Genomic DNA, 26,199 nt, shown 5'->3' with positions numbered 1-26,199 from the left:
GTTCCAAACATATGGCTACTCGGCTGCCACGCGCTCTGCATGGGCTGAGAGCCAGTTGGCGAAGTCTGCCTTGGCACGGCCTGTATAAGCCAGTTGCCGGGCTGGTTTCTTGGCCTTGCCGCGTGGCCGCTTGCCATTTTCGTCGCGCGGCACTTCAACCTCGGGAAACAGGCCGAAATTGACATTCATCGGCTGGAACGAGCGCGCCTTGCTGGTCATGTCGCCACTGTCGTCGCTCAGATGTCCGCCCGAAATGTGCGATATCAATGAGCCATGCGCGGTTGTCGGCGGAGGTGGCGGCAACATCTCACCGGTCAGTTCTTCGGCTGCGGCCATGCGACCTGCCATCAGGCCCATGGCGGCACTTTCCACATAGCCTTCCACGCCGGTGATCTGGCCGGCAAACCGCAGGCCCGGCCGGCTTTTTAGCTGCAACGATGCATCAAGCAGCTTGGGGGAGTTGATGAAAGTATTGCGGTGCAGGCCGCCGAGCCTGGCAAACTCTGCCTTTTCGAGACCGGGTATGGCCCGGAAAATCCGCACCTGTTCGCCATGCTTCAGCTTGGTCTGAAAGCCGACCATGTTGTACAGCGTGCCCAGTGCATTGTCCTGGCGGAGCTGTACGACTGCATAGGGCTTTTCATCCGGCTTGTGCCTGTTGGTCAGCCCCATGGGCTTCATCGGACCATGGCGCAGGGTTTCCGGTCCGCGATCGGCCATCACCTCGATCGGCAGGCAGCCGTCGAAGTAGGGTGTGTTTTCCTCCCATTCCTTGAAGTCGGCCTTGTCGCCGTCAATCAGCGCAGCGATGAAGGCTTCATACTGCTCCCGGTTCAAGGGGCAGTTGATGTAATCGGCACCCGTGCCGCCAGGGCCGGCCTTGTCATAGCGTGACTGAAACCAGGCCTGGTCAAAGTCTATGGTCTCGCGATGAATGATGGGGGCGATGGCATCGAAGAACGCCAGGCCGTCATCGCCGGTAGTGGTGCGGATGTCATTCGCGAGTGCCTGCGAGGTGAGGGGCCCGGTTGCCACAATGGCCTGGGCCCAGTCGGCCGGAGGCAGTCCGGCTACTTCTTCGCGCTCAATGGTGATGTTGGGGTGAGCTTGCAGGGCCGCGGTCACGTCGGCTGAAAAAGCGTCCCGGTCAACCGCCAGCGCGCCGCCTGCCGGCAGCTTGTGCCGGTCACCCATGGCCATGATGAGCGAGTTTGCCTGGCGCATTTCCCAGTGCAAAAGGCCAACCGCATTGTGTTCGTCATCATCTGAACGAAACGAGTTGGAACAGACCAGTTCCGCCAGTCCGTCGGTCTGGTGCGCATCGGTTTCGCGAACCGGGCGCATTTCGTGAAGGATTACCTGTACACCGGCGTGCGCTGCCTGCCAGGCCGCTTCGGAGCCTGCCATGCCGCCACCGACGATATGGATTGTTTTGTGTGTCATGAAGTGAACCACTAGAGCCTATTACAACGGTCGGCAAGGTGCGAGGTCGACTAACTGTTGACCCAGTCTGCAATCTCGGTCGCGACAAGCTGATTGGCCAGGTAGCCGTACAGCTTGTGCGGATTGCTTGTGTTGTAATGCACCCAGCAATTGTACATTCGCTTGTCGGTGATCGAGTTCACGTAGCCATATTCAAGCATTTCGGCGAAATCGTCGATCATGGTCGGGTCATGGGCGATGAAGTCATCATAAGCGGCGATATTGACCCAGTCCTTGACGATGGCTTTCGGAAATCGTCCGCCTGCATGTTCACGGGCATCATAGAGGTTGGCCCGCACGCCGGCTTCACCCAGTGGACAGCCGAGGGTGAGCCATTTGGAGACATTGGGGTTCTTGCGCTGCAACTTTTCGTATTCGCTCATTTGCGAGAATTTCCACAACACATCATAAGCCACGACACAGCCCATGGAATGGCTGACGATGCAGATTTCATCGCGCGCATTTATGGCCCTTCGCAACGGGTTCTGCAGGCGCTCACGTACTTCGGAACCGGTTTTCCGGCTCATCAGGTAGGCTCCCATGTCTGCTGAACTGCGCTGCAGGATGATCTCATTGCCACGGCTGCGGGTCAGCACCGACAGCAATGTGCTGAAGGCTCGCGCCGCGTTGTTCAGATAACGCAAATCCTTGTGCTGGCTGATCACCTGATTGTAGGCGGCTTCATCAAAGGTGCCGATGTCCAGCATCTTTCTGAGGCTCCTTGCATATGGTTCGTGGGGCAGACAGGGTTCATACCCATATCCCTTGTTGTTGCGGGCGGTCAGCCTGGCGGCAATTTCGGGATCATGGGTTGCCATGATGGAATTGTTGACGTCGCCATAATAGGCGAATGAACATTTGACGGTGCCGGACCGGATGGCCTCGGCTGCATCAGGCGATACCTTGTACAGCCCGTGCATCAGCGCATCGCTGATAAGTTTCTTTTTTCGCGATGCCGACGGTTTGATGGACCGGCCGTGAACAAAGATGATGTGCTTGCGCGTCATGGGGTGTTATCCGGACCGTATCAGGACGCAATGATCAGGCAGGTTGCCGTGCTTCATCAAGTAACCATTCATAAAATTGTCGTGCCTGAGGCGACAATTGCCCATCCTTCGGCCTGAGCAGCCAAAAACCCCGGTCTGACTGCTGTACCGCATCGATCGGGCGTACCAGGTCTCCCTGTTCAATAAAATCCTCCGCCAGCCGCCTGCCGCACAGGGCAATGCCTTCCCCGCGCAAGGCGGACTGGATCAGCACCATGTAGTTGTCGAACGTGAAGCCACGGCCTGATTGCTCGCCATCAACACCCAGGGATTCCAGAAAGCTGTCCCATGTCACCCAGTTGCGGTCGAATTTATTGAGATGCAACAGGGAATGGCGAAGCAGGTCAGACTGCGAATTGATCGGGCTGGATTTCTCCATGTAGCGGGGGGAGCATACAGGCCAGATTTCGTTGTCAAACAGCCGCACGGCGTCTGCGGCGGGCCATTCACCGGCTCCATAGCGGACCGCAATGTCAATGCCTTCGCTGGCCAGGTCGTAAACAGGTGAAGATGCGACGAGGCGAATGTCGATTTCGGGATGAGAGCCGCGAAACTTGGCAATGCGCGCCATCAGCCAGTAAGAGGCGAAGGCAACCGATGTCGCGACCGTCAGCTCGCCGGGCCCCGGCTGCCGGCGCAGGTCAGACGAGACATTGGCAATGTGTTCAAGCCCCATGCCAACGGCGCGGTGCAGGCGTTCGCCCTCACGGGTGAGCGACAGCCCGCGTGACTGGCGCTGGAACACTGCCACACCCAGGAAATCCTCCAGCAGCTGGATCTGCCTGCTGACGGCCGACTGGGTTACGTCCAGTTCCTTGGCGGCGCGGGTGAAGTTCATATGCCGGCCGGCAGCCTCGAACACGACCAGTGCATTTGTCGGGGGCAGGTTTTTACGAAGCGCGATAGCCATGAGAATAACTTATTGCAGGTACTGTTTATGTGCTGTTTTAAGGCACATTAACAGTCCATGGCATGATCTGCAATCATGGCGCCTATTCTGCTGCGGCTTGCTTTCCACGTGACAACACCGGCGCCAGATACTGGCCGGTATAAGACCGCTCGACGCCGACTACGTCTTCCGGTGTTCCGGCGGCAACGATCTCGCCACCGCCATCACCGCCTTCAGGGCCAAGGTCGATGATCCAGTCCGCGGTCTTGATCACTTCCAGATTGTGCTCGATGACGACCACGGTGTTGCCGTGCTCGACCAGTTCATGCAGCACTTCCAGCAACTTGGCGACATCGTGAAAATGCAAACCTGTGGTTGGTTCATCCAGCAAGTACAATGTGCGTCCGGTTGCCCGCTTGGACAACTCCTTGGCAAGCTTGACCCGCTGCGCCTCACCACCGGACAGGGTGGTAGCCTGTTGTCCGACCTTGATATAGCCAAGCCCGACCCTCTCCAGTGTGACAAGCTTGTCGCGCACGGCTGGAACCGCACGGAAGAAGTCAGCGCCTTCGGCGACGGTCATGTTCAGAATGTCGGCGATGGACTTGTCCTTGAAGGTGATGTCCAGGGTTTCGCGGTTATAGCGTTTGCCCTGGCAGGCATCGCAGGTCACATAAACGTCGGGCAGGAAGTGCATTTCAATCTTGATCACACCATCGCCCTGGCAGGTTTCGCAGCGGCCGCCTTTGACGTTGAACGAAAACCGGCCCGGTCCGTAGCCGCGCGCCTTTGATTCCGGCAACGCCGCGAACCATTCCCGTATGGGGGTGAATGCGCCGGTATAGGTCGCCGGGTTGGAGCGGGGTGTGCGGCCAATCGGCGACTGGTCGATATCGATGATCTTGTCGAGCATCTCCAGGCCGGCAATCTTGTCATGCTCCGCCGGTATCTGGCGCGCCTTCATCAGCTTGCGGGCAGCGGACTTGTACACCGTATCAATGAGCAGCGTTGACTTGCCGCCGCCGGATACACCGGTCACGCAGGTAAACAGTCCAAGAGGCAGTTCGGCAGAGACGTTTTTCAAGTTGTTGGCGCGCGCGCCGGACACCTTGATCAGGCGCTTCTTGTCGAGCTTGCGGCGCTTCGGCGGGGTCGGCACCTGCATGACACCGGTCAGGTACTTTCCGGTGAGCGATGCCGGATTGGCCATTACTTCATCTGCGCTGCCTTCTGCGACGATGGTGCCGCCGTGAATGCCGGCACCGGGACCGATGTCGACCACATAGTCGGCGGACCGGATGGCGTCTTCGTCGTGCTCGACCACAATCACCGTGTTGCCGATGTCGCGCAGGTGCACCAAGGTTTCCAGCAGCCGGGCATTGTCGCGCTGGTGCAGGCCGATGGACGGTTCATCCAGCACATAAAGAACGCCGGTCAGGCCGGAGCCGATTTGTGACGCCAGGCGAATGCGCTGGCTCTCGCCGCCCGACAAGGTGCCGGACTTGCGCGACAGGGTGAGGTAATCCAGGCCAACATCAACCAGGAACTTCAGCCGTTCGCGGATCTCCTTGAGGATGCGGGCGGCAATTTCCAGTTCTTTCGGTGTCAGCTTGCCGGACAGGTCGTTGAACCAGTCGTTTGCCGCCCGGATCGACATCAGTGACACCTGTGCCACGTGCAGACCGTTGATGCGCACGGCCAGTGCCTGCGGCTTCAGGCGGAAACCTTCACATGCCTGGCAGGGATAATCCGACTGGAATTGTGCGAGTTCCTCACGCACCCAGCTGGAATCGGTTTCGCGCCATCGCCGCTCAATATTGCCGATGACCCCTTCAAACGGTTTTTTCGTCTTGTAGGAGCGCAGCCCGTCATCATAGACGAAGGTGATCTCTTCCTCACCGGTGCCGAACAGCACAGCATCCTTGATATCATCGTCCAGCTCTTCCCAGGGCGTGGACATGGATGCCTTGTAGTGCTTGCACAAGGCCTGCAGCGTCTGGGTGTAATACGGCGAGGTCGAACCGGTTTTCGCCCACGGCACAATGCAGCCCTGGCGCATCGACAGGGTCTTGTCCGGTACGACCAGGTCGGCTTCGAAGCGCAGTTCGGTACCCAGCCCGTCGCACTTGGGGCAGGCGCCAAACGGATTGTTGAAGGAAAACAGCCTGGGTTCAACCTCATCAATGGTGAAGCCGGACACCGGACAGGCAAACTTTTCAGAAAACGTGATGCGCTCATGGGTTTCATTGAGCGACTTGTTGGCACTTTTGGCGGAGGTTGCCGTTTCTGGCAGCGGTTTGTCTGCAAACTCCACGACCGCGAGTCCGTCGGTCAGTTTCAGGGCAGTTTCGAAACTGTCTGCAAGGCGGGTTGCGATGTCATCGCGGACCACGATGCGGTCTACAACCACGTCGATGTCATGCTTGTACTTCTTGTCCAGGGCAGGGACATCTGCGATTTCGTGGAACTGACCGTCCACCTTGACGCGCTGAAAGCCCTTTTTCATCAGTTCGGCGAATTCCTTGCGGTACTCCCCCTTGCGTCCGCGAATGACCGGCGCAAGCAGATAAAGCCTGGCACCATCTTCAATTTCCATCACCCGGTCGACCATCTGGGTGACTGTCTGGCTCTGGATCGGCAGGCCGGTGGCCGGCGAATAGGCAATGCCGACACGGGCGAACAGCAGCCGCATATAGTCATAAATTTCAGTAACGGTGCCGACGGTCGAACGCGGGTTGCGGCTCGTCGTCTTCTGTTCGATGGAGATTGCCGGTGACAGGCCGTCGATCTGGTCAACGTCGGGCTTCTGCATCATTTCCAGAAACTGCCTGGCATAGGCAGACAGGCTTTCCACATAGCGGCGCTGGCCTTCGGCATAGATGGTGTCAAATGCCAGGGATGACTTGCCGGAGCCGGACAGGCCGGTAAACACGATCAGCTTGTCGCGCGGCAGTTCAATGGAAACGTTCTTGAGGTTGTGCTCGCGCGCGCCCTGAACGGATATGATGCGTTTGGATTCGGCCATGGTGGAGAACTAGATCAAAAAGAGAACATGCGCAACGGTGCGCGGCAAAAGCTACTGACAGTTTACGACAGTTTGGCACCGTTGGTTTGGTGTTATCCACGCCTATTTGCGATCAAATGGAAAAGTGAACCTGATGCTGGTTGAAATGGCCGGTCAGGAGGTCGAATGACATCAGATCTTCGCCGACAATGACCGGGCCTGAATAGTGACGGCGAACGGCGGCGATCAGGTCTTTCTCGTTGGCGTCTGGCGGGACGATATGGCTCAGCACCAGGCATTTCACTCTTGCATCACGTGCAATCCTGCCCACTTCATCGGCTGTGGTGTGGTAACTTGCAACCGCTGACATGGTTTGCGACGTCCGGGTTCCTCCGACCAGTGAACGGTCATCATGCGAATGGGCGAAAACTTCGTGAACCAGGACATCGGCTTGTACCGCTGCGTCGACGAGGGCATCGCAGGGTCTCGTGTCACCAGACAAAACAAGCTTCTTACCCAATGCCTCGAATGCATACCCAAAGGCCGGTTCAACCGGTGGGTGTTCAACGCGCACGGCAGAAATTCTTGCGTCACCTTCTGACATGACTTCGCGGCTGTCTTCAAACTCGATCACATCAATGTCGAAGGCGGATGTCGAACTGCGTTTTTCAAACTCGATGCGGAGATGCCGTTCAGCTTTCCAGGCCTGCATTTGCGCATCAACGAAGCTCTGTGTCCCCGGCGGGCCATAAATTACCTGCGGCCGGTCACGGTTTTGATGCCAGGATGAAACAATGAACTGGTAAAGGTCAATCAGATGATCCGAGTGCAGGTGCGTAAGCAACAGGGCATCGATCTGTGCGCCACTGCAACCTGCCTGCACCAGCCGCTGGGTGACGCCCGAACCGATGTCGACCAGGAAGCACTTGCCGGCGCATTCAATCAGGGTTCCCGCCCCATACCGCCGCGGGCTGACAACCGGACAGCCGGTCCCCAGCAGGGTCGCTTTGAATGGAAAGTTGCCGGTCATGGTGTTGAACCCTGCATGTTTGTATCCGTGCGGCGTTTGTAGGCAGGTTTGGGCCTTGCTGCAACGCGTGCTGGGCGTTACCAAGTGACAACAGTATTCATATCGCTTCCAAGAGGCTTTTGATCGATGACCTTATTCGCGCGTGTCGCAGACAAATCGGACTGGATAGAAGGGGGCACCGGCCCCTGGGAAATCATTATCGGACTGGAAGTCCATGCCCAGGTGAGTTCCAACTCAAAACTGTTTTCCGGCGCGTCTGCCGAGTATGGCGGGGAGCCCAATGACCATGTGTCGCTGGTTGATGCCGCCATGCCGGGCATGTTGCCGGTCATCAACAAATACTGCGTCGAGCAGGCAGTGCGCACCGGACTCGGCCTGAAAGCCGAGATCAACGAGTATTCGGTGTTCGACCGGAAGAACTATTTCTACCCGGACCTGCCGCAGGGCTACCAGATTTCCCAGTTCAAGCAGCCGATTGTCGGCGAAGGCCGGGTGATGCTGGATATGGACGAAAACACCCAGGTTGAAGTGGGCATCGAGCGCCTGCACCTGGAGCAGGATGCCGGCAAGTCGATCCATGACCAGCATCCGACCATGTCGATGGTGGATCTGAACCGGTCCGGCGTTGCGCTGATGGAGATCGTATCGAAACCCGACATGCGCTCTGCCGACGAAGCCAAGGCCTATGTGTCCAAGGTGCGCACCATCATGCGCTATCTGGGTACCTGCGACGGCAATATGGAAGAAGGCTCGCTGCGCGCCGACGTCAATGTATCGGTGCGCAAGCCGGGAGGCGAGGCCGGCACGCGCTGTGAAATCAAGAACGTCAATTCATTGCGCTTCATGGGCCAGGCAATCGAATACGAGGCGCGCCGCCAGATAGATATTCTTGAAGACGGCGGCAGCATCGATCAGCAGACCCGCCTGTTTGATCCGCGCAAGGGCGAGACCCGGTCCATGCGCTCCAAGGAAGAAGCCCACGACTACCGGTATTTCCCGGATCCGGACCTGTTGCCGCTCGAAGTGGAAGCAGACTGGATTGCGGATATCAAGGCATCGCTGCCGGAACTGCCGGATGAGAAAAAAGCCAGGCTGGTCAACGACTTCGGCCTGACTGCCTATGACGCCGAGGTGCTGATCATGGAACCGGCATCAGCAGGTTATTTTGAAGACGTCGCTGCGGGCAGGGACGGCAAGCTTGCCGCCAACTGGGTGATCAACGAATTGTTCGGCCGCCTCAACAAGGAAGGTACGGACATCGGGGACAGCCCGATTTCTGCCAACCAGCTCGGTGCGATTGTTGACATGATCAGCGACAAGACCATCTCCGGCAAGATCGCCAAGGACGTATTTGAAATTGCCTGGACTGAGGCGGGTGTCGACCCGAAACAGGTCGTGGAAGACCGGGGGCTGAAGCAGGTAACCGATACCGGCGCCATTGAGGCTGCCGTGGATGAAGTGATTGCCGCCAACCCGGACAAGGTTGCAGCCGTTGCAGAGAAACCGGCCATGGTCGGCTGGTTTGTCGGCCAGGTCATGAAGGCCACGGGCGGCAAGGCCAATCCCCAGGCGGTCAATGAGCTGCTCAAGTCCAAACTGGGCGTGGAGTAGGCCTTGTTGGAAATTCGTCAGGCAACTGCCGACGATCTGGATGCGGTCAGGCAACTGCTGCATGACACGTGGCACGCCACCTATGACGCGACCATGGGCGTCGAGGTTGTCAACGATATCACCGCGCGCTGGCATTCCGCGGAGAATCTGAGCCGGCAACTAAGTGATCCCGACGGGTGTTTTCTGGTCGCTGAAACACCCGATGGCATTATTGCCGGGCATGCCGGCGCGGTGCGCCAAGCGGCTGATGTGGTGTGCCTGACCAGACTGTATGTGCTGCCGAAGCTGCAGGGAGATGGCGCCGGAACGGCACTGCTGACGGCAGTAACGGACTGGGCCGGGCAGGGTGTCACAATTGAACTGGAAGTAGAGACCGCGAACACACCGGCAATCGGGTTTTATCGCAGGCACGGTTTTTCCGACGACGGCCGGCAGGTCCAATGTGGTGGCGACCCGGCCGCCGGTCAGGCCATTGTCATGAAGCGGCGTGTTTCATGAACAAGGATAATTTCGGCAAAATCCTTTGTCTGGGCGGCATTGCAGTGGCCGGGGCAGGCCTTGCGGGTGGTTACCTGAGCCGGTTCTGGATTGAGCTTGATGTACTTAGTCATTTCACGCTGCATTTCAGCCTTGCCATTGCTGCGTTGGCCATCGCCTGTTTTGCCGCCAAACCGTTGCGGGTGCCTGTGGCTCTCGCCCTGATGGCGGCAGGCATGATCGCCATTGGCAGCTGGAGCAAGCTGAGTGCAGATCAGCTGCAGGCTGCAGCGAACGTTCCGGCAGGCACCCGGGCCCTGAACGTCATGCATTTCAACATCTGGGGCAGGAACGAGCAGTTTGATGATATTGATGCAGAGATCGCACGATTGGATCCGGACATTCTGTTCCTGACCGAGATCGGTAATCACAGGCAGCGCCTGAAGACCATGCTTGACCGGCGTTTTCCCTATCGGTTGCCGGACAAGGATAAATCGGCATCGAGCTTGCTGATGTATTCGAAGTACCCGTTCACCGACTCGAAACTGCAGCGGCGCCGTGACGGCCTGAGTTTCATTCGCGGCACCCTGGGGGCTGAGTGGCAGCGTCTCAATATTGTCGGAACCCACCTGAGCCGTCCGCCCGACACCCGGGCCCAGGAGGATGAAATTCGTTTTGTTGCCAAAGTAGTCAAGGGATTGACTGGTGCCAGCGTTGTTGTAGGCGACTTCAACGCCACACCACATTCGGTCATGCTTGAAATGTTTCAGACACGTACGGGCTTGAAGCGGGTGACGATGCTTCCGACATGGCCGGCGACTGGGCCGAACCTGCCGCAGTTTGCCATTGATCACATATTCATAAGTGACGGGCTGACGCTGGCGGTCCCGGCCATTGTTGGCCGGTTTGCCGGGTCTGATCATCTGCCTGTCGCGGCCAGCATTCTGGTGCCGCAATAAACAGGCCGCCCGTGCACAGGAGGCATGAAGTGACAAAACCAGCAATCGAACTTTACTACTGGCCCACACCGAACGGCTGGAAAATTTCCATCATGCTGGAAGAATGCGGCCTGCCATACCAGGTGCGGTATGTCGATATTCTGAAGGGCGATCAGTTCGAAAAGGATTTTCTGGAGATTGCACCCAACAATCGCATGCCGGCGATCGTGGATGCGGACGGCCCGGGGGACAAGCCAATTTCAGTGTTCGAGTCCGGGGCCATCTTGCAGTATCTAGGCAACAAGACAGGAAAGTTCTATCCAGCCGGGACCCGTCGGCGAGTTGCGGTTGAGCAGTGGCTCTACTGGCAAATGGCAGGCCTGGGCCCGATGTGCGGGCAGGCTCATCATTTTCGGTTTTATGCACGTGACGAGGTGGCCTATGCCATTGAGCGCTATACCAATGAGGTTGCCCGGCTCTACGGTGTGATGAATACCCAGCTTGCCAGGACAGAGTATCTGGCGGGTGACTATTCCATCGCTGACATGGCCTGCATCGGATGGATCAAGCCTCACAAGCGGCAGGGTCAGGACCTGGATGATTTCCCGCATCTGAAGCGCTGGTTTGAAACCCTTATGGCCCGGCCGGCCGTCAAGGCCGGGATGGCCCTGGGGGCTGAATTTCGCGGCAGGCCGGAAGATCTTAAAACCAATGATGCGGCCTATGCGATTTTGTTCGGTGGCGCCAAACAGGGCTAACGGCAATTTGTCGAAAACCGCAACATGGTTGATAAACAGTTAAGCGGGCCGGAGGTTTGGCGTTGGCAAAAACGCCGGTTTACAGGCGTTTATAAGATAAGCCGTCTTCTTGTAGATGTTGCAGAGTGTTAGATTGTGCCGGAGCGTTCATGTTCTGATAACCATGCCCTTTAACGCTGATTGGTAGTGTTTGATGGCATGGTGATGTTCAGTAAAGCGTAACTGGAGAGCCCTCAATCATGTCCAAGATTATCGATCTTGCCGAGTATCGTGACGTCACACCCAAAGAAGATGAAATCAGATTGCCGGAGGATGGGTTCGTGTCTCTCGGTCTGTCCCTGTGTGGAGAAAGTGCAAGCGGGGACGACCTGGTGAGTGCGCACAAATGGTTTTCCCTTGCCGCAATGCGTGGCAGCCGGCAGGCGAGGGTGCATCGGCTTGAACTGTCATGCAGGATGAACGGTGTCCAGATTGCCAGGGCGCAGTCTGCATTGCACGCATTTGCGAGCGCACGCCTAAGCGCTTGAGGTTTCAGAAACCGAAACAGGAAAGGCGGCCGCGTATCGCGGGCCGCCTTTTGCAATTCCGGATGGTGTCAGACTGTTTGCTTCAGTAATCCGGGGTCAACCGTGGCTGTCCGTCCAGATAGGTTCCGTGGGTTGAATTTACCCAGGTATCCCAATAGGCACGATCCCGGCGAGCCTTGTAGATCTCCGTTTCAAAGACATCTGCCTGGTTGTTTGTCTGATCCGCGTAAGAGTTGAGCGTTGGCAGGCCTTTATTCGAACTGTCATAGCTGTGGCCCTTGGGGATAAAGCGGTTGCCGATTGAATCAATCGCCTGTGCCTGTGCCAGACCTGCAGTTCCTGCGATCAGGACTGCGCTCATCATTGCTGCTTTCACAATTGTGGTCATCTGTCTTGCCTTACCCGTTTGGCTGTACCTCCTTTACAGAAGGTATCAAAAATCGCCACACCGTCCTCGTTAATCTACCAATACACCTATTTGTGGCGAAGCACACTTAACAAATGAACAATTTCGCAAGAAATTGATAACCATAAGGATGAAATTTCGGCGGTTTGCCATATCAGCCCGGGTTGAGCGTCGAATGACCCCCGCGCCGGACGGGGAAACCAGCGCGAGGGTTGCTACCGACAGTTGAAAAAAGCCGGGTCTGAGAGCCTGTTCGACCTGCAGATTTTACTGGCCGTACTGCCGGGCACATTTGCGGTAGGCGCGCCAATGGCTGCGAAGGCCGGTGTCCAGGGCACGGTTCTTCAGCCATTTGCAGTCATAAAAGGCGAAATCTTCGTTGGCATCTGCGGGGCCAAGTTCCACATGGCTGTGACCACCATAGGGGCTTTGGTGAGATCCGTAGTAGTTGCCGCCGGCTGATGCGGTGCTTGAGGCTGCTGCAAGAACTGAACCTGCGATGAAGACTGCGGTGATAATTGGCTTGATGGTCATTGGTTTTATTCCTCTCGGTGCCGTGTGTTGGCGCTCTTGTTGTTGTGTCTTGTGTGGGAAAACCTACAGAAGTTCACAGACGCGTGATGTGTAGTTGATCACATGGCGGATTCCTGGCCCGGATATGTCGGCCGCAATGCCGGGTCCGCCTGCAACCGTCATCGGAGGTCCATCCCGTGTCTGCAAAACTGCAACTGACCTTGTGTATCGTCTTGTGCCTGTTGATGTTGCCATTGACCGGTCGCGCGCAAGCCGTAGAGATCGTGGCCCTGGGTGCAAGCAATACCTGGGGCAAGGGTGTCGGCCGGGACCAGGCATACCCCAGACATCTGGAACGCATGTTAAGAGCAAAGGGTGTCACCGCCCGGGTTCGAAATGCCGGCATCAACGGCAATACCACCGGGCAGATGCTGAAGCGGCTGAAATCAAATATTTCGGCAAGGACCAAACTTGTTATCCTGCAACCAGGCGGCAACGACCGGCGCAGAGGCGTTTCCCGCGAGGTTCGCCGAAACAACATTCGCCGGATCAAACGTTATCTGCGCAATCGGGGCATTGGAGTAGTGATGTTGCGCAACCGCCTGATAGGCAGTGTGGCGAAAAGATACCGGCGCCCGGACGGACAGCACTTCAAGGCAGATGGATACCGGGCACTGGCGGCGCGCTTGCTGCCCCGGGTCCTGGCAAAGCTGAGACGCTAGGGTTCTCAGGCGCCCTTGAACAGGCAACCGATGGCGAGCACTGCGTAGGCAATGGCCATCAGCCAGAAAGAACTGATCGGTACTACAGAGGCCACGCCGAGAACCGGCAGGAGGGCGAGCACGGCAATAACCACCGAAATGACGAACAGGACGGTTGTCGGGGCACTGAGTTTCATAACAAACTTCCTCTCGGTTGCAGGCAGAGAGGGTACTCACAAATATCTGCTTGGCAATGATTCGATGCGGCAAGTGGCCCGGGAAGGTCACGCACGGTCCTGACCTTTATTGTGAAATTGCAATCTCGACCGCTCGAACGATCCGATCCAGATCCATGGAGGCAAAGTCGCAGCGCTGGTGCAGTTCCACGCTTGCCTCATCGCGCACGGCAGTCAGCAGTTCCGCAACCTGTTCGGGCAGGTAGGGCACATGTATGAAGCCGCATGCTACCGGCTCGTGATGCTGCTGCGCGGCCTGCAGAAAGCTGTACAGGCAGATGTTGCACAGATAGGTGCCGGCGGTTGCTGACAGGCTGGCGGGAATCCCTTCCTGCAAAACTGCACGTTCGATGGCGCGTACCGGCAGGGTCGACATGAGAGCTGCTGCGCCGGTGCTGTCCACTTGTTCGTCAACAGCAAGAATGCCGTCATTGTCGGGAATCCCGAAGTCGGCAATGTTCACGCCGATCCGTTCGATCCGGATCATGCTTTCACCCGGCCACAGGCCTAGGCTGATGACTGATGACGGATTGAGTTCCTCAATGAGTTCAGCCGCAATGTCGGGAAACCTGCTAAATGAAACCGGCAGGCCCCGACCGACAATTTCCTTGCCCGCGATGGTGCGACCACGCACTTGCTTCATGGCCTCGTGCGCCGGGTTTCTGCCGCGCCCGCCGTAAGGTTCGAAGCCGGTGACCAGAACGGGACGATTTGCCATTTACGTAATGCCTCTGCACATGAAAATTCGGTTCCACTGTCTTCAACCCTACGGGGCAGGAGCACTCATGTCACTTTTTTCAGGTCCAGGAATAGTGTTGCCCTACAAGGTCAAAGGCTGGAACGTTGCCAATCCGACAGGTGGGATTGAAGCCGTTTTGCGTTGACGCCCGAGTTTGGCGAGGCTTAGACTTTCCGCTCGCACGATCCTTCCGAAGTCCTGAAAACGGCAAAGAGAGGGGCGTTGAAGGGGCAGCATGAGTGGTTGCTGCGCACATGGTTAGTTTGGGAGGATCGGGGCATGGTCTGGTTCGTTGTAGCGGTTTTGCTGCTCGTCCTGCTCATACTGGCAATTATTTTTCTCAACAAGTTCTACCGCAAGGCAACCCGCGAAGTCGCGCTGATACGCACCGGGGCAGGCGGTCAGCGTGTGGTCCTGGACGGCGGCTGCATATCAATGCCGTTCCTGCACAAGGTCTCCGAAGTCAACATGAAGACGACCCGGCTGGAGATCGAGCGCCAGGGTGCCAAGTCGATGATCACCCGGGACCGGCTCAGGGTTGATGCAACGGCTGAGTTTTATGTCCGTGTGCAGCCGACAGCTGAAGGTGTGGCAACCGCGGCACAGGCATTGGCCGGAAAGTCGTTCCGTGCCTCTGAACTGGCAGAGACCCTTGAAGGCAAGCTGGTCGACGCGCTGCTGGCAGTTGCGGCGCGCTACAGCATGGACGAATTGCAAGACAAGCGTGGCGAGTATGCACGCGAGGTCAGCGAGATGCTGAAGGACAACCTGGCCATCAACGGCCTGGTCCTCGAATCGGTATCCATGACCAGGATCGACCAGACACCGTTCAATGTGTTGGACGAAAACAATGCGTTCAACGCCCTTGGCATGCGCCGCCTTGCCGAAATCATCGCGGTCAACAAGAAGGAACGCGCCGCAATCGAGTCTGATGCCGAAGTATCGGTGCGACAGAGTTACCTGGATGCGACCAAGCGCAAGCTTGTTATCGAGCAGGAGGAAGAGCAGGCCTCCATCGACCAGCAGCGCCACATTGAAACGACGCGTGCGACAAGCCAGGCGGAAGTTGCAGAGCAACAAGCAGCGGCGGAGCTGCGCCGTGAACAGGCCCGCATTTCCAGGGAACGCGAAGTGCGCAGCAATGAAATTGACCGCGACCGTGCCCTGCGCGCGCTTGATGTTGAAGCCACGCTGGCAACTGAAAAGGCCAGTGCCGACAAGGTCATCGAAATGGCGGCCAAGAATGCGGACCAGGCCCGCGCTGTGGCCGAGGCGGAAGCCGCCCGCGCCGAGGAGGCCGCTGCAAAGGAGGCAGTGGAAACCGCGCGTGAAACGGCAGCTGCCGACCGCGACCGGCAACTGGCGGTAATCAAGGCCGGTGAGCAGGCTGATGTCGATGATGTACGGGTCAAGAGTGAAGCCGGCACCATCCTTGCCATGGCACAAGCGGAAGCCAAGTCTGTGATTGACCGGGCCAAGGCGGAAAAGGACCGGCTGATTGCGACAGCGGAAGGCACCGCTGCCGTGGTCAAGGCTGAGAATGCCCAGAGTTCCGAACTCATTCGCATGAAGCTGGATATGGCGCGCATCGAAGTCATGCCGGACATGGTCGGGCGCATGCTGAAACCGGCCGAGAAGATAGAAAGTATCCGTATCAACAACGTCACAGGATTTGGATCCGGCGGGCCTTATGGCGATGGCACCGGTGCGGGCGGGGGTAACAGCGGTCCGGCGGTCAACCAGGTTGTGGATGGGGTTTTATCGATGGCACTGCAACTGCCGGCTGTGAAGAAGCTGGGTGAGGAAGTCGGAATCAATATCAGTGACGGGCTGAAAGGCCTGTCTGATTCACTGACCGGTTCGAAAGCCGGCGATACGGGCAAACCTGCCGCCCGCAAGTCGGGCCCGGCAAGAAAGAAGAAGGCCTAAATACTGGGGGACGGTTGTAACCGGATTGTAACAGTAACCAGCAGCGCTCTCGCCAGAGGCTGTAAACAGGAGAGACCATCATGTCGTTTGATCGTAGAACTTTTATCAAGGGGACATCTCTTGCGGGGCTGACGCTGATGGCGCCCGGTATCATCGGCCGCGCAAAGGCGGACGACAAGATCAAGTTGGTGAGCATTCTGGATCAGTCCGGCGGGTTGGATATTTACGGCAAGCCGATGGCGGATGCGACAACAATGGCGGTTGATGAAATCAACGCTGCAGGCGGCCTCAACGGCAAGCAGGTTGACCTGATCAATTACGACCCGCAGTCGAACATCCAGTTCTACACCCAGTATGCCACCAAGGCGGCGGCCGGTGACAAGGCGCATGTTGTGCATGCCGGCATCACGTCTGCATCGCGCGAAGCTATTCGCCCGACGCTGGGCCGCTTCAAGTCGCTGTATTTCTACAACACACAGTATGAAGGCGGCGTCTGCGACCGGAACTGCTTCTGCACGGGTTCAACTCCGGCCCAGACGGTGGAAAAGCTGGTGCCGTACGCAATGAACAAGTTCGGCAAGAAGGTCTATATCATCGCTGCCGACTACAATTACGGCCAGATCACTGCGCAGTGGGTGAAGAAATACGTCACCGACAATGGCGGCGAAGTTGCCGATATCGAATTCTTCCCGCTCGATGTGACCAATTTTGGCCCGACGATCAAGAAGATCCAGGCGGCCAAGCCGGACATGGTTTGGTCCGCGCTGGTCGGCGGTGCGCATATTTCGTTCTACCGCCAGTATGCAGCGGCCGGCATGAACAAGTCGGTGCCGATTGCATCGACCACGTTTGGTGTCGGTAATGAGCACAAGCTGATCTCCGCCGAGGAAGGCGATGGCATCCTGGCTGCCTACACCTACTTCCAGGAAGTGCCAGGCGATGACAACGCCGCCTTTGTAAAGCGCTTCAAGGACAAATTTGGAGCCGATGCGCCATATCTGAATGAACTGGCGACGCGCAGTTATGAAGGTATCCAGCTTTGGGCCGAAGCGGTCAGGAAAGCCGGTACCGCGGACCGCATGCCGGTGATCGAAGCGCTGGAGAGCGGCATCAGCCTGGCTGGTCCAAGTGGTGCCATTTCCCTTGATCCGAAAACCCACCACGGTGTGCTGAATGTGTATCTGGCAGAGCTGAAGGATCAGACGTTCAACATTGTTGAAACTCACAACGAGCAACCGCCGTCGGACACACTTCTGGTCTGTGACCTGAAAGCCAATCCGGATCAGGCCAAGTTCTATTTCGAGAACGGCCTGGAAGCGGCCGGCATCAAGTAGGGCGCTGCAAGCAACACGGCGCTTTATTGCGCACGGACATGGGGAATATCTCGCGTGGATCTGGTTATTGCGCTCGCATTGCAGATTGTCTACGGCATCGCCAACCTGGTGCTGATCAGCCTCGGGCTGGCGATCATCTTCGGCATGATGCGGGTGATCAACCTGGCCCACGGCGAGTTCCTCATGCTGGGCGGCTACACGGTAGTCATATCGACCAACCAGGGCGTCAATATCTGGTTCGCCATGCTGGTGCTGGCGCCACTGGTGGTTGGTCTTATCGGTATCCTGGTTGAACGCCTGCTGATCCAGTTCCTGTACGGGCGAATGGTGGATACCCTGCTGGCGACCTGGGGCTTGAGCCTGTTGTTTGTAGGGCTTGTTACCTCGATTTTCGGTGCTCAAACCGCAACGACCATCTCGCCGCCGCTGGGCGCCATCCAGATTGGTGACTATTCCTCAAGCGCTTACGAGCTGTTCCTTATCGCGGTTACGGTTGTGCTGCTGCTGATGGTGTATGCAGTGCTCAAGCTGACCAAACTCGGACTAGTCGCCCGCGCCACCATGCAGAGTGACGATATGGCATCGGCGCTGGGTGTGTCCACCAAGCGCATCTACATGATCACCTTCGGGCTCGGTGCCGCTGTTTCAGGTCTCGCCGGCGGCCTGCTGGCGCCTGTTACAGGCGTCCTGCCGTCGATTGGTGCCACCTATATTGCCAAGGCCTTCATCACGGTTATCAGCGGTGGCGCTTCCATCCTGGCAGGCACCACGGCGGCGTCGGTTCTGCTGGGCGGCATAAACGGCATCATGGCATTCCTGACCGGACCAACGCTGGGTGAAGTTGCGCTGCTGGCCGCCGCCATTATCCTGATCAGGTTGTTGCCGACGGGCATTACCGGCCGCTTCTTCAGGAAAAGCCTGTGAGCTGGACGCGCGAAAACCGCTGGCGTGCCGCACTGGTGCTGGCCGGGGTGATTTTCACCCTGGGGGCACCCGGCGTGCTGGAACTGTTCACCATCATCAACCTGTCAACGGCCATCGCGCTTGCCATCCTGGCCTTGAGCCTGGGGCTGATCTGGGGCTATGGCGGCATTTTGTGTTTTGGCCAGACCGCATTTTTCGGCATTGGTGCCTATGCCTACACGATTGCGGCGGTCAATTTCGGCGGGTCGTCCTGGGCCGTGCTGGTCGCTATCCTGGCGGCGGCTGTGTTCGCCGCCGTGCTGGGCTATTTCATGTTTTACGGCAGGGTCAGTGACGTCTACATGGCAGTGATTACCCTGACGGTGACCCTGATCCTGTATTCGCTGCTCAGGCGGACATCGGGGCCGGAGTACAAGATCGGCGACGCGCTGCTTGGCGGTTTCAACGGGGTGACCTCGCCACCGCTGAACATGCCATGGGCGCCCTATATGCCGCTGTTTCCGGAGCACGTCTTCTATGTGGGCATGGCAGTGCTCATCATCGGTTACATCATCTGCGCGTGGCTGATACAGACGCATTTCGGACGGGTTGCCGTGGCCATCCGCGAAAACGAGCTGCGCGCGGAACTGATCGGTTACGACACCAGGTTCTACAAGCTGGCGATGTTCACCATCGGCGGTGCCATCGCCGGGGCAGGCGGCATCATCTTTGCCAATGGAGTCGGTCGGGTCACGCCTGACATCTTCAACCTGTACAATTCGGCGCTGGCAATCATCTGGGTGATTGTCGGTGGACGCGGCACGCTTGCCGGCCCGGTGATGGGGTCGTTTGCACTGTTCTACCTGACCTCATGGCTGGGCACGCAGGGAACGGTGAACAACAACCTGGTGCTGGGCCTGATCCTGATCATATTCGTTCTCGCCGTGCCGAGAGGTTTCCTGCCGACATTCATCAGCTGGTGGGACGGCGCCCGCTCGCGGCGCGCCATGCAGCGGCGCGAACTGAAGGTCAGGCGCAGGCGCAGCAGGCGAAGCAGTGAAATGCGGGAGGCCGCCGATGAAAAGTGAGATCGTCGTCGAAACCCGCAACCTGTCCATGCACTTTGGCGGCGTGAAGGCCGTTGACCGTGTCAATTTCAACCTTCGCGAAAATGAACTGCGCTGCCTGATCGGCCCGAACGGCGCCGGCAAGAGTACTTTCTTCAAATGCCTCACCGGACAACTGTCACCGACGTCCGGCGACGTGGTTATCCGTGACTTCAACGGCACTGGGCGGCTGCCACACCAGATCGCGCGCCTGGGGGTCGGCATCAAGACCCAGGTGCCCAATGTATTTGACGGGCTAAGCGTCAGCGAAAACATCTGGCTGGCAGCGCGGCGCTGGCATGGCGCTGCGCGGGCACGATCCCTGACCGGCCAGACGATTGAACGGCTGAAGCTGGGCGATATCCGGAGCGATATTGTCGGGCAACTGGCGCATGGCCAGCGCCAGTGGGTGGAGCTCGGCATGGTGGTGGCTGCAGAACCCTGGCTCGTGCTGCTTGATGAACCGGCCGCCGGTATGACCCATGACGAGATAGAGCGCACGGTCGAGATCATCCGCGAAATCAACCAGCAGGCGACCATGATCGTGGTGGAACACGACATGCAGTTCATCCGCATGATTTCAAGCAAGGTGACGGTGTTCCATGAGGGCCGCATCCTGATCGAGGACACCATGGACGTGGTCACTGCCGACCCGCGCGTGCGTGAGGTTTACCTTGGGAACAGCGCAACATGACCGGTAACGCACTTCTCGACATAAAGGGTCTGGGGGCCGGATATGGCAAAGTGCCAATACTGCACGGCGTCGACTTTCATGTGGGCGAAGGCGAGATTGTCGGTGTGCTCGGACACAACGGCATGGGCAAGACCACGCTGTTGAAAACCATCATGGGCCTGATCCCGGCCACGGCAGGAACAATCCTGTTCGACGGTGTGGATATTTCCCGCGAACCGGCACATGAACGCAACCTGATGGGGCTGGCTTACGTGCCGCAGGGGCGCGGGATATTTCCGCATCTTTCGGTGTTCGACAATCTGCGCATGGGCATTGCTGCCCACGGCGAGGATGAAGAAGAGGCAATCCGGCATATTCTGCAGGACTTTCCCCGGCTTGAACGGCTGCTGGAACGCGACGGGGGAACCCTGAGCGGCGGCGAGCAGCAATTGCTGGCCATTGCGCGCGCCCTGGTTTCGGAACCGCAACTGATCCTGCTGGACGAACCGACCGAAGGTATTCAACCGTCGATCATCGAGGAAATTTCGGTCCTGCTGAAAAACCTCAACCGCATGCGGGATATCTCGATCATCCTGGTGGAACAGAACCTGGAGTTCATCACCGGGCTATCGCACCGCATAACCTTGCTGCAAAAAGGCGAAATCATCGGTGAGATGAGCGACGTCAAATCCGGCGATCCGGCGCTGATCGAAGAGTTCGTCGGGTTCGGGGCAGGCAAATCCCGGCGCCCGGCCGCCAATGGAGATCAGGCCGAGCCCGCGCCAGTCGCGCCGCCTGCCGACGTCACACCTGCTGCGAGCTATCAGTCCGACGAACCGGTGCAGCAACCCCGCGCTCGCGAACCGGTTCGCGAACCAAGCCATACACACACTTACGAAGGTCACAGATCAATGTCAGTCAGAAGGCCAACCCACGGCCAGTTAAGGGCCATTGTCAACGGCTTCGGCATGAACATGTCGGATCAGCGCGTCGCTGAATTCCTGGATGTGATGGAAGGGACGCTGCAGGCCTATGATGAAGTCGACGCGATGCCGGATCATCTGCCGACAGTCGATTATCCCCGCACCGCCGGCTACCGGCCGTCGGCTGAAGAAAATCCGTTGAATGCCTGGTACATCAAGACCGAGGTCAGGGGCGCACCGCGCGGGGCGCTGACCGGGAAGAAAGTTGTGCTCAAGGACAATGTCTGTCTGGCCGGCGTGCCGATGATGAACGGTGCTTCGACGCTGAAAGGTTATACGCCCGATATTGATGCCACCATCGTCACCCGTCTGCTGGAGGCAGGTGCGACCATCATGGGCAAGGCGCACTGCGAGTATTTCTGCCTGTCCGGCGGCAGTCACACCAATGCGACCGGTCCGGTGCACAACCCACACAAGCGCGGCTACTCCGCCGGGGGCTCGTCATCGGGGTCAGGGGCTCTGGTTGGTTCCGGAGAGGTTGAAATGGCGATCGGCGGTGACCAGGGCGGGTCGATCCGCATGCCGTCATCGTTCTGCGGCTGCTATGGTATGAAACCGACCCACGGCCTGGTGCCCTATACCGGTGTGATGCCGATCGAGAACACCATCGATCACACCGGTCCGATGACGACCAACGTGCATGACAATGCCCTGATGCTGGAAGTATTGGCCGGAGAAGACGGCCTCGACCCGCGCCAGTACAATGTGCAGGTCGACAAGTACACCGCCAGCCTCGGGCGCGGTGTCAGCGGCATGCGCATCGGGGTGGTCAAGGAAGGTTTCGGGCATGCGGTGTCGGAGGCCGATGTCGACGACAAGGTGCGCAGTGGCGCCGAGGCATTCAGGAAACTCGGGGCAACGGTTGATGAAATCTCCATTCCGATGCACCTAGCCGGGACGGCCATCTGGACTCCTATTGCCATTGAAGGCCTGACCAACCAGATGATGAAGGGCAATGGCATGGGCACCGGCTGGAAAGGCCTCTATACGACGAGCCTGCTCGATTACCATGCCAACTGGCGTTCGCGGTCCGACGAACTGTCGGACTCGCTGAAGATCTGCATGTTCATCGGGCAGTATTTCCTGAAACATCACCGCGGGCACTATTATGCGAAATCACAAAACCTGTCTCGCAAGCTCAGGGATGCCTACAACGCGCTGCTCAACTCCTATGACATCCTGCTGATGCCGACAACGCCAATGAAGGCGACACCGTTGCCACCGGCCGGAGCACCTCTGGCGCTTTATTGCCAGCGGGCATTTGAGATGCTTCCCAACACGGCGCCGTTCGACGTGACGGGTCATCCGGCCATGAGCGTTCCATGCGGCATGAGCGACGGCTTGCCGGTGGGCATGATGCTGGTTGGCCGTCATTATGATGAGGCGACCATATACAGGGCAGCCGCCGCATTCGAGCAGGTTGGCGACTGGAAGCGGATGTGATGTCTGAGACTTCCGTTCAGGACCGGAGCCGACCGGCAGGTGGCCTGTCCCATGTGCGCGGGTCCGGCACCCCGGCGCTTGATCACATCACGATACCGGAATTTCTGAACGGGACCGTCAAGCGTTATGCGGGACAGGAGGCCGTGGTGTTCTGCGAGCCGGGCATGCGCTGGACATGGCAGGAGTTGCAGGAGCAGGTTGATAGGTTTGCCGCCGGCCTGCTGTCGCTGGGGCTCTACAAGGGAGACCGTATCGGGATATGGTCGCCGAACCGGCCGGAATGGGTGATTGCCCAGTTTGCCACCGCGCGTATTGGACTGATCCTGGTCAACATCAATCCCGCCTACCGGCGCCACGAACTTGAATTTGCCCTCAACAAGGTGGGCGCAAAAGCCCTGATCAGCGCAACCAGCTTTAAAAGCTCCGATTATATCGAGATGCTGCAGGACCTTGCGCCGGAATTGTCAGGCGCTGTAGCGGGCGACCTGAAGGCTTCTAGGTTGCCGAAACTCACAACCATCATTCATCTGGGCGATGAACCCGTGGCCGGCATGTACCGGTTTGCCGACGTGTCGACTATGGGAGATGGAGCGAACCGGACCCGTCTCGACGCCATAACCGAAAGCCTCAAGCCGGACGACGCCATCAATATCCAGTTCACCTCGGGTACGACGGGGACACCGAAAGGAGCCACGCTGACCCACGCCAATGTGGTCAACAATGCCCGCTATTGCGCCATGGCAATGCGTCTGAATCAGGAAGACCGGATCGCAATCCCGGTGCCGCTTTATCATTGCTTCGGCATGGTGCTGGGTAACCTTGCTGCTGTCTCCACCGGCACGGTCATGGTGTTCCCCGGTGAAGCGTTTGATCCGCTGCAAACGCTCACGGCGCTGGCCGATGAAAGCTGTACGGCCGTGCACGGGGTGCCGACCATGTTTGCCGCCATGCTGGACCATGAGCGGTTTGAAGAGTTCAGGCTCGGATCCCTGCGCACCGGTATCATGGCCGGCTCACCGTGCCCGATCAGCCTGATGAAGCGGGTTGTTTCGCAAATGAATGCCAGCGAGATCACCATCGCCTACGGCATGACGGAAACCAGCCCGGTGTCGTTCCAGAGTGATACAGGCGACAGCCTGGACCGGCGTGTCTCGACAGTGGGGCGCATTCATCCGCACGTTGAGGTCAAGATCATCAATGAAGCAGGTGATACCGTTACCGTCGGCGAGCAGGGCGAACTGCTGACACGCGGCTATTGCGTGATGAAAGGCTACTGGGGCGATCCGGAAACAACGGCACACGCCATCGACAAGGATGGCTGGATGCACACCGGGGATCTGGCGGTCCTCGACGCAGACGGCTACTGCAATATCGTCGGGCGGGTGAAGGACATGCTGATCCGTGGCGGCGAGAACGTCTATCCGCGCGAGATAGAAGAATTCCTGATGAGCCATCCGTCGATCCAGCAGGCGCAGGTGTTTGGGGTGCCCGACCAGAAGTACGGTGAAGAGGTATGTGCCTGGATTGTGCTGAAGCCCGGAGAGGTGTTGTCCGAAGATGATGTGCGCAGTTTCTGCCAGGGTGAGATCGCGCACTATAAGATCCCGCGCTATATGCGCTTTGTCGGCGAGTTCCCGATGACAGTCACCGGAAAGCCGCAAAAGTTTGTGATGCGAGACAAGATGATCGAGGAACTCGGATTGAAAGTCGACAAGACCGCATGAGCGTCATCAAGCCTGAACAACGCGACGTACTGCTGGTCATTGATGTGCAGAACGATTTCTGCCCGGGCGGGGCGCTCGAAGTGCCGCGTGGTGATGAAGTTGTGCCTGCCATCAACGATCTCATCACCCGATTTGACCATGTCGTACTGACCCAGGACTGGCATCCGCAAGGGCACAGTTCGTTTGCCAGTGTTCATCCGGGCAAGAACCCGTTCAGCGAAGTCTCGATGGACTATGGCCCGCAGACGTTGTGGCCGGATCACTGCATCCAGGGCAGCAGCGGAGCTGATTTCCATGACGGCATGTCCTGGAGCAAAGCTGAGATGGTCATCCGCAAGGGGTTTCGTTCCGGCATAGACAGCTATTCCGCATTCTTTGAAAACGACAAGACGACGCCGACCGGCCTGACCGGATATTTGCGGGAGCGCGGTTTTACACGGGTGTTCTGTGCCGGGTTGGCTTTTGACTTCTGCGTACGGTACTCGGCGGAAGACGCAAAGCGTCAGCGATTTGAAACCTTCGTCATCGAGGATGCCTGCCGCGCGATCGACATGCAGGGAAGCGCTGCGGCGACACGTGATAGTTTTTCCGCTCTCGGGATCGACCTGATAAATTCGACGGTTGTACGTTAGAGCTGAACGCCGCGTGTGAGCGCGCCGTCGATCACCAGGTTGGTGCCCATGGTGAAGCTGGACGCGGGGCTGGCCAGGAAAACGATGCCGCGGGCAACTTCTTCCGGCGTTGCCATTCGTCCTGTCGGGTTGTGGGCAATGGCCCGGGCATAGAGATCCGGCATGTTCTGTTCGATGTTTTCCCACACACCACCCTTGAAATAGGTATTACCGGGTGACACCGAGTTTACGCGGATGTTCTGCGGCGCCAGTTCCATGGCGAGGCGTTGTGAATAGTGCACCAGGGCCGCCTTGAAAGCGCCATAGGCCGGGCCGGTAAAGTCCACTTCGCGCCCGGACACGGACGCCACGATGACGATGGCGCCGTGGGAGGATTTTTCCAGCAGGGGCAGGGCGGCGGTGACCAGCCGTACGGTGTGCATGATGTCCACGTCGAAACCTGACTTCCAGGCGTCTTCATTGTCTCCCACTGCCAGTGCCGAGACATTTGCTATTACAATATCAATACCACCGAGTACTGATGCGCTCTCCCTGACCCAGCCTTCCAGCGACGCCTTCTCGGCCACGTTCACCATCCGGCCGAGGCTCTTGACGCCCTTTTGCGCAAGGCTGGTGGCGGTTTCATTTACCTCAGCAAGGTTGCGCGCGCAGATGGAGACATTGGCGCCTTCATCGGCAAAGATGTCCGCCGCGCGCCGGCCGATGCCCTTGCTGCCGCCGGTGATGATTGCATTCAGGCCCTTCAAACCGAGATCCATGAGTTATCAGCTCCTGATTTGTGAGTTGCTGAAACGTCTCTTGATCAAAGCACTCAAAGACTGTTGTGAGTGCCATCGCACAGTGGCTGGCCGGCGGTTTGCTTGCAGGCGCAGAAGAACTTTCTGCCCGACGCTTCAGCAGTCCATTTGACAGGCTGCAGACCGGTGCCGTCATGGCTGCCGTCGCAGAACGGCTGTTTCTTCGATCTTCCGCAAGCACACCAGAAATAGTTCTTGCCGGCTTCAACCTCGACTGCAACTGGCGCCTTATCGGCAATAACTGGTTCTGTCACGTTGGCTCTCCGGATTGGGTCACAGGGCTTTCTGATCCATCTGTATATCAGAAACACCAGCAAA

25 protein-coding genes are annotated in these 26,199 nt (G+C 58.1%); 14 read left to right on the top strand and 11 right to left on the bottom strand.

Translation table 11 applies throughout. From position 1 onward, the window contains the following. Window positions 1-15: 15 nt before the first annotated feature. The 5 genes from trmFO to DHN55_RS17235 all read right to left on the bottom strand — a co-directional run bounded on the left by trmFO (window position 16) and on the right by DHN55_RS17235 (window position 7,451). Entirely contained in the window at window positions 16-1,443 is a 1,428-nt protein-coding gene (trmFO, locus tag DHN55_RS17255; protein ID WP_108882766.1) for a methylenetetrahydrofolate--tRNA-(uracil(54)-C(5))-methyltransferase (FADH(2)-oxidizing) TrmFO, read from the bottom strand. 50 nt (window positions 1,444-1,493) lie between these two features. Then, complete coding sequence (locus tag DHN55_RS17250; RefSeq protein ID WP_108882764.1) at window positions 1,494-2,489, bottom strand: hypothetical protein; 996 nt, start codon at window positions 2,487-2,489, stop codon at window positions 1,494-1,496. A 34-nt stretch (window positions 2,490-2,523) separates the two neighbouring features. Further along, window positions 2,524-3,438, bottom strand: a complete 915-nt coding sequence (locus DHN55_RS17245; RefSeq protein WP_108882763.1) for a LysR substrate-binding domain-containing protein — start codon at window positions 3,436-3,438, stop codon at window positions 2,524-2,526. Window positions 3,439-3,520: 82 nt separating this feature from the next. After that, entirely contained in the window at window positions 3,521-6,442 is a 2,922-nt protein-coding gene (uvrA, locus tag DHN55_RS17240; RefSeq protein ID WP_108882762.1) for an excinuclease ABC subunit UvrA, read from the bottom strand. A gap of 112 nt (window positions 6,443-6,554) precedes the next feature. Continuing rightward, window positions 6,555-7,451 carry an MBL fold metallo-hydrolase gene (locus DHN55_RS17235; protein ID WP_108882761.1) on the bottom strand — a complete coding sequence of 299 codons (897 nt, stop codon included), beginning with the start codon at window positions 7,449-7,451 and terminating at the stop codon, window positions 6,555-6,557. 126 nt (window positions 7,452-7,577) lie between these two features. Between DHN55_RS17235 and gatB the strand changes: the two genes are divergently transcribed. The 5 genes from gatB to DHN55_RS17210 all read left to right on the top strand — a co-directional run bounded on the left by gatB (window position 7,578) and on the right by DHN55_RS17210 (window position 11,762). Next, complete coding sequence (gatB, locus tag DHN55_RS17230; RefSeq protein WP_108882759.1) at window positions 7,578-9,062, top strand: Asp-tRNA(Asn)/Glu-tRNA(Gln) amidotransferase subunit GatB; 1,485 nt, start codon at window positions 7,578-7,580, stop codon at window positions 9,060-9,062. A gap of 3 nt (window positions 9,063-9,065) precedes the next feature. After that, on the top strand, window positions 9,066-9,560 hold the full coding sequence (locus DHN55_RS17225; protein ID WP_108882757.1) for a GNAT family N-acetyltransferase: 495 nt from the start codon (window positions 9,066-9,068) through the stop codon (window positions 9,558-9,560). Continuing rightward, entirely contained in the window at window positions 9,557-10,498 is a 942-nt protein-coding gene (locus DHN55_RS17220; RefSeq protein ID WP_337660459.1) for an endonuclease/exonuclease/phosphatase family protein, read from the top strand. Before DHN55_RS17225 ends, DHN55_RS17220 begins: the two co-directional genes overlap by 4 nt. Window positions 10,499-10,527: 29 nt before the next feature. Further along, complete coding sequence (locus DHN55_RS17215; protein ID WP_108882755.1) at window positions 10,528-11,235, top strand: glutathione binding-like protein; 708 nt, start codon at window positions 10,528-10,530, stop codon at window positions 11,233-11,235. A 239-nt stretch (window positions 11,236-11,474) separates the two neighbouring features. Next, on the top strand, window positions 11,475-11,762 hold the full coding sequence (locus DHN55_RS17210; protein WP_108882753.1) for a hypothetical protein: 288 nt from the start codon (window positions 11,475-11,477) through the stop codon (window positions 11,760-11,762). An 82-nt stretch (window positions 11,763-11,844) separates the two neighbouring features. Here the strand turns inward: DHN55_RS17210 and DHN55_RS17205 are convergent, their stop codons facing one another. Next, window positions 11,845-12,150 carry a hypothetical protein gene (locus tag DHN55_RS17205; protein WP_108882751.1) on the bottom strand — a complete coding sequence of 102 codons (306 nt, stop codon included), beginning with the start codon at window positions 12,148-12,150 and terminating at the stop codon, window positions 11,845-11,847. A 285-nt stretch (window positions 12,151-12,435) separates the two neighbouring features. Next, window positions 12,436-12,702, bottom strand: coding sequence for a hypothetical protein (locus tag DHN55_RS17200; RefSeq protein WP_108882750.1), 267 nt, complete (start codon window positions 12,700-12,702; stop codon window positions 12,436-12,438). 176 nt (window positions 12,703-12,878) lie between these two features. Between DHN55_RS17200 and DHN55_RS17195 the strand changes: the two genes are divergently transcribed. Further along, window positions 12,879-13,403: an SGNH/GDSL hydrolase family protein gene (locus DHN55_RS17195; protein WP_337660458.1), complete on the top strand. Its 525-nt coding sequence runs from the start codon at window positions 12,879-12,881 to the stop codon at window positions 13,401-13,403. Window positions 13,404-13,408: 5 nt separating this feature from the next. Here the strand turns inward: DHN55_RS17195 and DHN55_RS22430 are convergent, their stop codons facing one another. Together DHN55_RS22430 and DHN55_RS17190 are read right to left on the bottom strand one after the other, a co-directional pair. After that, the gene (locus DHN55_RS22430; protein WP_337660457.1) at window positions 13,409-13,579 is read right to left on the bottom strand and encodes a hypothetical protein; all 171 of its coding nucleotides are present in this window, start codon (window positions 13,577-13,579) and stop codon (window positions 13,409-13,411) included. A 106-nt stretch (window positions 13,580-13,685) separates the two neighbouring features. Then, window positions 13,686-14,336 (bottom strand): pyroglutamyl-peptidase I family protein, encoded by a 651-nt coding sequence (locus DHN55_RS17190; protein WP_108882747.1) that lies wholly within the window; start codon window positions 14,334-14,336, stop codon window positions 13,686-13,688. Window positions 14,337-14,636: 300 nt separating this feature from the next. Here DHN55_RS17190 and DHN55_RS17185 point away from each other — a divergent pair, with 300 nt between their 5' ends. The 8 genes from DHN55_RS17185 to pncA all read left to right on the top strand — a co-directional run bounded on the left by DHN55_RS17185 (window position 14,637) and on the right by pncA (window position 25,084). Then, window positions 14,637-16,286, top strand: coding sequence for a flotillin domain-containing protein (locus DHN55_RS17185; RefSeq protein ID WP_108882745.1), 1,650 nt, complete (start codon window positions 14,637-14,639; stop codon window positions 16,284-16,286). Between the two features lie 80 nt (window positions 16,287-16,366). Then, window positions 16,367-17,620, top strand: a complete 1,254-nt coding sequence (locus DHN55_RS17180) for a transporter substrate-binding protein (protein ID WP_108882744.1) — start codon at window positions 16,367-16,369, stop codon at window positions 17,618-17,620. Between the two features lie 54 nt (window positions 17,621-17,674). Further along, entirely contained in the window at window positions 17,675-18,544 is an 870-nt protein-coding gene (locus tag DHN55_RS17175) for an ABC transporter permease subunit (RefSeq protein WP_108882743.1), read from the top strand. Then, window positions 18,541-19,611 carry an ABC transporter permease subunit gene (locus DHN55_RS17170; RefSeq protein WP_108882742.1) on the top strand — a complete coding sequence of 357 codons (1,071 nt, stop codon included), beginning with the start codon at window positions 18,541-18,543 and terminating at the stop codon, window positions 19,609-19,611. Before DHN55_RS17175 ends, DHN55_RS17170 begins: the two co-directional genes overlap by 4 nt. After that, window positions 19,601-20,323 (top strand): ATP-binding cassette domain-containing protein, encoded by a 723-nt coding sequence (locus DHN55_RS17165; protein WP_108882740.1) that lies wholly within the window; start codon window positions 19,601-19,603, stop codon window positions 20,321-20,323. The genes DHN55_RS17170 and DHN55_RS17165 overlap by 11 nt, the downstream gene beginning before the upstream one ends. Then, window positions 20,320-22,728, top strand: a complete 2,409-nt coding sequence (locus DHN55_RS17160) for an amidase (protein ID WP_108882738.1) — start codon at window positions 20,320-20,322, stop codon at window positions 22,726-22,728. The genes DHN55_RS17165 and DHN55_RS17160 overlap by 4 nt, the downstream gene beginning before the upstream one ends. Next, on the top strand, window positions 22,728-24,452 hold the full coding sequence (locus tag DHN55_RS17155; protein WP_108882737.1) for a fatty acid CoA ligase family protein: 1,725 nt from the start codon (window positions 22,728-22,730) through the stop codon (window positions 24,450-24,452). Before DHN55_RS17160 ends, DHN55_RS17155 begins: the two co-directional genes overlap by 1 nt. Continuing rightward, window positions 24,449-25,084 carry a bifunctional nicotinamidase/pyrazinamidase gene (gene pncA, locus DHN55_RS17150; protein ID WP_108882736.1) on the top strand — a complete coding sequence of 212 codons (636 nt, stop codon included), beginning with the start codon at window positions 24,449-24,451 and terminating at the stop codon, window positions 25,082-25,084. Before DHN55_RS17155 ends, pncA begins: the two co-directional genes overlap by 4 nt. Here pncA and DHN55_RS17145 read toward each other — a convergent pair. Both DHN55_RS17145 and DHN55_RS17140 read right to left on the bottom strand, forming a co-directional pair. Then, window positions 25,081-25,842, bottom strand: a complete 762-nt coding sequence (locus DHN55_RS17145; RefSeq protein ID WP_108882735.1) for an SDR family oxidoreductase — start codon at window positions 25,840-25,842, stop codon at window positions 25,081-25,083. The genes pncA and DHN55_RS17145 overlap by 4 nt on opposite strands. 53 nt (window positions 25,843-25,895) lie before the next feature. Further along, window positions 25,896-26,135 carry a CDGSH iron-sulfur domain-containing protein gene (locus DHN55_RS17140; RefSeq protein WP_108882734.1) on the bottom strand — a complete coding sequence of 80 codons (240 nt, stop codon included), beginning with the start codon at window positions 26,133-26,135 and terminating at the stop codon, window positions 25,896-25,898. Window positions 26,136-26,199 lie beyond the last annotated feature (64 nt).

It is taken from the genome of Anderseniella sp. Alg231-50, assembly GCF_900149695.1.
Taxonomy (GTDB): Bacteria; Pseudomonadota; Alphaproteobacteria; order Rhizobiales; family Aestuariivirgaceae; genus Anderseniella.
The sequence above is the reverse complement of the archived record's forward strand: the minus strand, read 5'-3'. Positions and strand labels throughout refer to the sequence as shown.

What these genes read in the sequence shown, in the direction of transcription:
- trmFO (WP_108882766.1), bottom strand. Translation starts at nt 1,443, where the DNA reads ATGACACACAAAACAATCCATATCGTCGGTGGCGGCATGGCAGGCTCC.
- DHN55_RS17250 (WP_108882764.1), bottom strand. Translation starts at nt 2,489, where the DNA reads ATGACGCGCAAGCACATCATCTTTGTTCACGGCCGGTCCATCAAACCG.
- DHN55_RS17245 (WP_108882763.1), bottom strand. Translation starts at nt 3,438, where the DNA reads ATGGCTATCGCGCTTCGTAAAAACCTGCCCCCGACAAATGCACTGGTC.
- uvrA (WP_108882762.1), bottom strand. Translation starts at nt 6,442, where the DNA reads ATGGCCGAATCCAAACGCATCATATCCGTTCAGGGCGCGCGCGAGCAC.
- DHN55_RS17235 (WP_108882761.1), bottom strand. Translation starts at nt 7,451, where the DNA reads ATGACCGGCAACTTTCCATTCAAAGCGACCCTGCTGGGGACCGGCTGT.
- gatB (WP_108882759.1), top strand. Translation starts at nt 7,578, where the DNA reads ATGACCTTATTCGCGCGTGTCGCAGACAAATCGGACTGGATAGAAGGG.
- DHN55_RS17220 (WP_337660459.1), top strand. Translation starts at nt 9,557, where the DNA reads ATGAACAAGGATAATTTCGGCAAAATCCTTTGTCTGGGCGGCATTGCA.
- DHN55_RS17210 (WP_108882753.1), top strand. Translation starts at nt 11,475, where the DNA reads ATGTCCAAGATTATCGATCTTGCCGAGTATCGTGACGTCACACCCAAA.
- DHN55_RS17205 (WP_108882751.1), bottom strand. Translation starts at nt 12,150, where the DNA reads ATGACCACAATTGTGAAAGCAGCAATGATGAGCGCAGTCCTGATCGCA.
- DHN55_RS17200 (WP_108882750.1), bottom strand. Translation starts at nt 12,702, where the DNA reads ATGACCATCAAGCCAATTATCACCGCAGTCTTCATCGCAGGTTCAGTT.
- DHN55_RS22430 (WP_337660457.1), bottom strand. Translation starts at nt 13,579, where the DNA reads ATGAAACTCAGTGCCCCGACAACCGTCCTGTTCGTCATTTCGGTGGTT.
- DHN55_RS17190 (WP_108882747.1), bottom strand. Translation starts at nt 14,336, where the DNA reads ATGGCAAATCGTCCCGTTCTGGTCACCGGCTTCGAACCTTACGGCGGG.
- DHN55_RS17185 (WP_108882745.1), top strand. Translation starts at nt 14,637, where the DNA reads ATGGTCTGGTTCGTTGTAGCGGTTTTGCTGCTCGTCCTGCTCATACTG.
- DHN55_RS17180 (WP_108882744.1), top strand. Translation starts at nt 16,367, where the DNA reads ATGTCGTTTGATCGTAGAACTTTTATCAAGGGGACATCTCTTGCGGGG.
- DHN55_RS17165 (WP_108882740.1), top strand. Translation starts at nt 19,601, where the DNA reads ATGAAAAGTGAGATCGTCGTCGAAACCCGCAACCTGTCCATGCACTTT.
- DHN55_RS17160 (WP_108882738.1), top strand. Translation starts at nt 20,320, where the DNA reads ATGACCGGTAACGCACTTCTCGACATAAAGGGTCTGGGGGCCGGATAT.
- DHN55_RS17155 (WP_108882737.1), top strand. Translation starts at nt 22,728, where the DNA reads ATGTCTGAGACTTCCGTTCAGGACCGGAGCCGACCGGCAGGTGGCCTG.
- pncA (WP_108882736.1), top strand. Translation starts at nt 24,449, where the DNA reads ATGAGCGTCATCAAGCCTGAACAACGCGACGTACTGCTGGTCATTGAT.
- DHN55_RS17145 (WP_108882735.1), bottom strand. Translation starts at nt 25,842, where the DNA reads ATGGATCTCGGTTTGAAGGGCCTGAATGCAATCATCACCGGCGGCAGC.